General features: G+C 43.4%; 3 protein-coding genes, 1 tRNA gene and 1 pseudogene. All 5 read right to left on the bottom strand.

The window, feature by feature from the left end; all coding sequences use genetic code 11:
• Positions 1 to 666 precede the first annotated feature (666 nt).
• Positions 667 to 793, bottom strand: a tRNA-OTHER gene (locus APU11_RS28525).
• Entirely contained in the window at positions 779 to 1609 is an 831-nt protein-coding gene (locus APU11_RS21565) for a hypothetical protein (RefSeq protein WP_100135202.1), read from the bottom strand. Before APU11_RS21565 ends, APU11_RS28525 begins: the two co-directional genes overlap by 15 nt.
• 133 nt (positions 1610 to 1742) lie before the next feature.
• Positions 1743 to 2381, bottom strand: coding sequence for a DUF2913 family protein (locus tag APU11_RS21560; RefSeq protein ID WP_060578718.1), 639 nt, complete (start codon positions 2379 to 2381; stop codon positions 1743 to 1745).
• A 173-nt stretch (positions 2382 to 2554) separates the two neighbouring features.
• Positions 2555 to 3901, bottom strand: coding sequence for a VasL domain-containing protein (locus APU11_RS21555; RefSeq protein WP_032669151.1), 1347 nt, complete (start codon positions 3899 to 3901; stop codon positions 2555 to 2557).
• Positions 3902 to 3935: 34 nt separating this feature from the next.
• Positions 3936 to 4031: pseudogene (locus APU11_RS28690) on the bottom strand (type VI secretion system baseplate subunit TssE); the annotation flags it as partial.
• Positions 4032 to 4156: the final 125 nt, after the last annotated feature.

Raw genomic sequence — 4156 nt, 5'->3', positions numbered from 1 at the left:
AATTACATTGTTAGGTATTTTATTATTCATTCTTTCCTACGGGATTATTCTATTGTTAATTTCAATTAATTATTATAACCGAAAAATGAGGTACGATAAATACCTGGTTTTTACATAACCAACATTGGCAAGCTGTTCCTGATAATTAACGCTCTGGACAAGTCCGATTGTCAGGTGGGGTTTGAGTGCCTGGGCAGTCATATGACCGCCCAGGATTTGTTTAGAGATAGCCGAGGTACTTCGTAACAAGAGTCAAAAGACCAGTAATGGACACAATGACCGCCGCTACATCCACTTTTATCTCAATTTTCAGATCGATATTCATCGCTTATGCTCTGATATGATCTGGGGCCCCAGACACGTAATATCTGGCGTATTTATACTGCCGCAGCCTTGGACAGTTCGTGGTTTACATAACCGGTATTGTTCCCACGTTCCGAGTTTCCTGAAACGCTCTTTAACCCTCACCATCAGCCCTGCCAATGATAAGTTTGCCCACAGGGCAGTCTCCGAACGTCTTTTCGACCCATCAGCAACTTATGCCTAAGTCACCGGAGGCGTGCGAGCCACACATTGAACATTACAGATCTATTAGCAGCTTGTCACCGGGTGAAGATGTAAAGGTTTTGTATTAATTCGAAGAAGAGGTTTTGATCATGAAAAGATTGGTGGCTGGCGAGGACTCGAACCTCACATCCCCTTCCAATAGATTCAGTACCTAAACCTATTGGAAGGCCCTTCAAAATTGCTTATGAAGGGACCCAGGGAGCTCTACCAACTAAGCTAACCAGCCATTAAATGCATTCCGGAGTCTATCAACCTCATCTTTATCTTGCAAGTAATTGTTGATTAATGTCTTTGTGATTGCATTGTCTTTACGAGGACCAGTAAGGTGTTTATATTTTATGCAAAGTGATTTTGCGATTTTTTCAATGTCTAACATTTTTTGGCAGATATGGTGGGCGACCTGTTGGCATACCTGAGAATACAGAATTACATCACGTATTGTTAATTCAGCTTCTTTATTAACTTCATGCTTGTATTTTTTACTCATTTTAATTAAGTCAGATTCTGAAAACATTTCTTCCCAAAGATTAGTGTTTTCTCGGCTATGTGCGTTAATATTACGAACAAGTCTAAAGTAATCCAATAATTTTAAATCAAGTTCATCAATGTAAATTGACAACTCATTATGGTTTAATTTAGGATGCGTAATCTTACCATTTATTTTGTTCACATGAGCATGGTGAATTGCTCTACGTAGTATGTCTACATTATCAATATTGAATGACCGTTCATCACTATATATTTTTTTTGACAAGGAAATGTAGTCTTTCAAAAATGATTCTAGGCAGCTATATATAAATGCAATATGACTTTGTGTTACGTAGAGAGATGTTTTGTAAATCTCTAAATGTGCAACTTTTAGTTTTGCATTTTTATGCTTTTTAGTTACGTCTTCAATTCGATTAATGTTAATGCGGCCAGATTCATCTTTGCAAAGGAGTTCCTTTACTGCTACATCAATCAGAATTAAATGTGGGTTTACTGTCCCTAAAAGTTTTCTGAATTTTGTCTCAATAGATCGTGGCTGCATATCTTCTGTCATAGGTAACGCCTCCTGTGTTGAGATTGATTTTATAAAATACACGGCAAAGATTAACTTCACTTTGATAGTCAGAGACCGTTTAAGCGAGTTGTGGGCTAAAGATAAATTATTATTGGTCTGAATCCTCAGGCCATTAATATTCAACGATATCTTGCTTCACGGAACTTAAATCAATCTCTGGCTGAAAAATCAGGACAGTATAACCCATACTCACAGGCAATTTCTCAGTTTTGAGCCCGCACTGCTCCAATAATGGAAATATCCCGTCTGGAACGCCAGTTACACGCACCTCAAGTGGCAATATAAGATTTCCTGATTCTGTAAATGAGCTATGGAGTTGAGATTTCTGTGTATACACAGCCGATACATCTGTACCGCATTTCCAACCATCCTGCCACTCGGTATCGGATAATAGGTGATCCTGCCAGCCCATTGAACGTAGCGTGTCAATCATGCAGGTGAATCTAAACAGCGTGCTCTGATTGGCTAACTCACCAGAGCTTGCCAGCCAGATATACTCCACCTTGCTGTAAAGCCGTGCTGATGGCCCTTTCAGTTTCCCTTGTTCCTGTAACCAGATTATGTCAGGCGCCAGAGATTTAGGAAAAACCTTGCGTTTCTGAGCGGTTGAAAGCCACTGCATTATGAACATGTGTGTTTGAAGAGACGTGAGAGATCTTCCCTCTTTCCGTGCAAGCTTTACCGCTACGATGATGCACCAGGCGAGATGAGCTAGTTCAGTATCAGGGCGCTTAGTAGTTAGCTCAGTCAATACTTTCTCCACGACTGTTAAGGAAAATTTTAAGGCCGGAGATTATCATGAAATTGGTTGTTGGCGAACCGGCGAAATGAGGTCAAGTTTCGAGTTTCGAAGTAGGTAGGGATGAGGTGTATGAAGCCAAACCGGCGCGTCTTCATCATTACCTGGTATGTCTAACCCAAAATCTATTTTTGGTTGTTTGACGTGGCCATGATGTAGGAGTTATTCAGTTGCCTGAGCTGTAGATCTGCCCGGTTGAGCAGGTCTCGGGACAGCGGTTGATCCTGCGGGGAATTTTGCAGTTGCCGGATTAATTCTTCAACTGGCACGCTTTCGTTTAAGGACTTTGATATAGAGAACACAGCAGTTTTAAGCTCACTAACGGTCAGGTATTTGCCCTTCTTCTCGTCGAGTTGATTAAGTCTGTCCTGAAGCGTCTGAAGCTCAGATACTCCCCTATACCAACCTGAAATGGTGGCATTGGGCAAACTATTGGCTTGCAGCTTTGACCGCCAGTCAGCCGACACCTCCTCTGCAAATTTGGTGTTAGGGTAAAGATGGCGCGTTTGTTCTACCAACTGATTACCGTATTGCAATGGCCAATACGGTGGAAGAATGCTCAGTTCGTTCAGACGGGAAGTTAATTTTTTTGCATAGGTATCACTGGATTCAAGCCACGTCGGGGCGTCCTGGCGTAGCTTATCTACAGCCGGAAGAGGCATGCTGGACGGTAAAGCTGCGAGAGAGTTGTTCAACGCATCTTCTCCGGGGTGGCTGAATACTATTGGAGTAAAAATAAAGGCGAGTATGCCCAGTACGGCAGCTGTTAAAATACCGCCGAAGTAAGCCACTAATGGAGTGATCCTGGTGGATGATTTTCTGATTACTTCAACTTCAACTGCTGGTTCAGAATTCACCACATATACCCAGCGCTGCCTATTCTGCCTTTCAGCCCTAACAGGTAGTGCTACATCTGTTAGATTGCTCTCTGTCTGGCTTGAGGGGACATCGCTATTCTCCAGCCTGATAGTTGTGTTTTGCAGCATCTGACGAAGCGGCTCAAATCCGCTTGCATTGTGGAGTTCGAGCCGTTGCAAGGCTTCACCTGTTGAGCTCAAAAGCCTTATGCCCTGGTTCAGGCCTGGTAAATCCTCCTTCTGAAGGGAAAAAGTCCGGTACAGCTGCTGAAGACGTTTACTCAGGCTGCTAAGTATTTCTATTCTGGCATGTGCAGAAGCGGGCCACATTGCTGACCATTGGTAGCGTATCAGGGCATCCAGAATCGCCATACCTTCATTGAAACCCTGTATACCCGCCTGTTGTGCCCTTGCCAGGGTATACCACGCAGCTGTCTGAAGCTCGACACCATTGGTATCGAAAAGGTTTAATGCCAGTTTTTCAACATTCCCCCAATTCACATCCGGACGGGCAGGATGGGAGAGTTTGGCAAGCTCATCACGTAGCGCTGAATAATCAGGCATTGTGCGAGGATCGTTTCCGGTCTTGAGGTGGCGTTCGGTAGTGTTGGACATTGTGAAATCCGTATCGAATGAGGGTATGAGTTGATTAGATAAACTGATGATTTTCCAGATGCTGCTGTTGTTTCAAGTGCCTGATCATCACTTTACCCTCTGGCATAAACTCGGTCCCATACCGTACAAGGGCACTGTTGCAAATAGTCGGTGGTGATAAACTTATCATCCCCTTTTGCTGATGGAGCTGCACATGAACCCATTCAAAGGCCGGCATTTTCAGCGTGACATCATTCTGTGGGCCGTACGCTGGTA

The organism is Enterobacter sp. 50793107 (assembly GCF_001463365.1).
Classification (GTDB): domain Bacteria; phylum Pseudomonadota; class Gammaproteobacteria; order Enterobacterales; family Enterobacteriaceae; genus Enterobacter; species Enterobacter cloacae.
The sequence above is the reverse complement of the archived record's forward strand: the minus strand, read 5'-3'. Positions and strand labels throughout refer to the sequence as shown.

Coding starts and splice junctions, on each gene's coding strand:
- APU11_RS21565 (WP_100135202.1), bottom strand. CDS start 1,609: ATGACAGAAGATATGCAGCCACGATCTATTGAGACAAAATTCAGAAAA.
- APU11_RS21555 (WP_032669151.1), bottom strand. CDS start 3,901: ATGTCCAACACTACCGAACGCCACCTCAAGACCGGAAACGATCCTCGC.